The organism is Sphingomonas sp., from assembly GCF_035910975.1.
Lineage (GTDB): Bacteria > Pseudomonadota > Alphaproteobacteria > Sphingomonadales > Sphingomonadaceae > Sphingomonas.
In genome coordinates, this window is record NZ_JAMHWM010000041.1 from 1 (window position 1) to 1516 (window position 1516).

General features: G+C 68.7%; 1 protein-coding gene and 1 tRNA gene. Both read right to left on the bottom strand.

Annotation, left to right across the window (positions count from 1 at the left end; translation table 11 throughout):
- Nucleotides 1–909, bottom strand: a 909-nt coding sequence (locus VYI76_RS15730; protein ID WP_326525761.1) for a serine dehydratase beta chain, incomplete at its 3' end; no start/stop codon positions are given.
- Nucleotides 910–1323: 414 nt separating this feature from the next.
- A tRNA-Thr gene (locus tag VYI76_RS15735) sits at nt 1324–1399 on the bottom strand.
- Nucleotides 1400–1516 lie beyond the last annotated feature (117 nt).

Sequence of the window (1516 nt, forward strand, 5' to 3'; positions counted from 1 at the left end):
AACCACGCCCGCGGCGCCATTGGTTGGCGCGGTGACGACCTGGCCGCCGGCCGCGTTCTCCTCGTTCACGGCCATCGCATAGACCGACAGCCAGTCGTTCACCGTATGCGGCTGCGCGAGGTTGTTGCCACGCTCGGCCTGAAGCGCCTCATGGATCGCATGGGCGCGGCGGCGGACCTTGAGCCCGCCCGGCAAGATGCCATCGGTGGCGAGCCCGCGGTCAATGCAGGCGTTCATCACCGACCAGAGCCGGTCGAGCCCGGCGTCGAGCCCCGCGTGGCCGCCGGCCGTCTCGTTCGCGCGCTTCATCGCCGCGATCGAAAGCCCGGAAGCATCGCCCATGACGAGCATCTGGGCGGCGTTCGCGAAGGGGTAGGGGCGATTCACCTGCGCGTCGTCGCCTTTCAGCGTCGCGTTGCGCATTTCACGGTCGGTCAGCACGAAGCCGCCGCCGATCGAGTAATAGGTCTCGGTCAGGTGCAGGTTGCCCGCCGCGTCGAAGGCGCGCAGCACCATGCCGTTGGCATGACCGGGCAACGGCGGGCCATAGTCGAAGACCACGCCCTTCGTCGGATCGAAGGCGAGCGGGCCGATGCCCGGCACGTCGATCGTTCCGCTCGTCGCCAGTGCCGCGAGCCGCAGCTCCGCTTCCTCGGCGTCGAGCGTGTCGGGCACGAAACCGAGCAGGCCGAGAATCACGGCGCGATCCGTCGCATGGCCCTTGCCGGTGAAGGCGAGGCTGCCATGCAGGCTCGCTTCCAGCCGGGCGGGAGCGCCAGCGCCCGGCACGCGGTCGCGGCCATCGCGCAGCGCGTCGAGGAAGCGGGCGGCGGCGATCATCGGACCCATCGTATGCGAGGACGACGGTCCGACGCCGATCTTGAAGATATCGAAGACGCTGAGATACATGGCTGCCCCCGCTTCACGCGCGCGATCCGCGCGGCGGGCGCGGACCGGGAAGGAGATTCATCGGATCGACCGGACGGTCAGTCGGCTTGGCTCGGATAGATGTCGCACAGGCGGCGGGCCGCCGCCACAATCGCCATCATGACTTCGCATGCGTCGGGAGGGCACTTGGCCGGATCGCGTTCGGCATAGTCGCAGCTGAGCATGTAGCACCCGTCCCGAAGATACGCGCGCCGCTCGCTCCGCCATCGGCCGCGAGCGCGTCGCGAAGGGAGCATGCCCGAAACGCGCGGGCCGGGACTGTATATTCGCGGCGCATGCCCTGTATGAGCGCGCCGCGATGTCGCGACGTCATGGCAGTTTTCGCGCGGCCTTGGGGGTACGCGAGAGACTGGCTGATCAGGTCTGGAGTGTCGATGGTGCCGCGTGTCCGATTCGAACGGACGACCTTCGCTTTACAAGGGCGCTGCTCTACCAGCTGAGCTAACGCGGCGCCGGGCTTGCCGGTGGACGGGAGTTATAGCGGCGGCGGCGGGACCCGCCAACCCGCGATCTGCGCTTCGCCCGTCAGTCCAGCACGTCGCGGATCCGTGCCACGCCCTCGTCGATC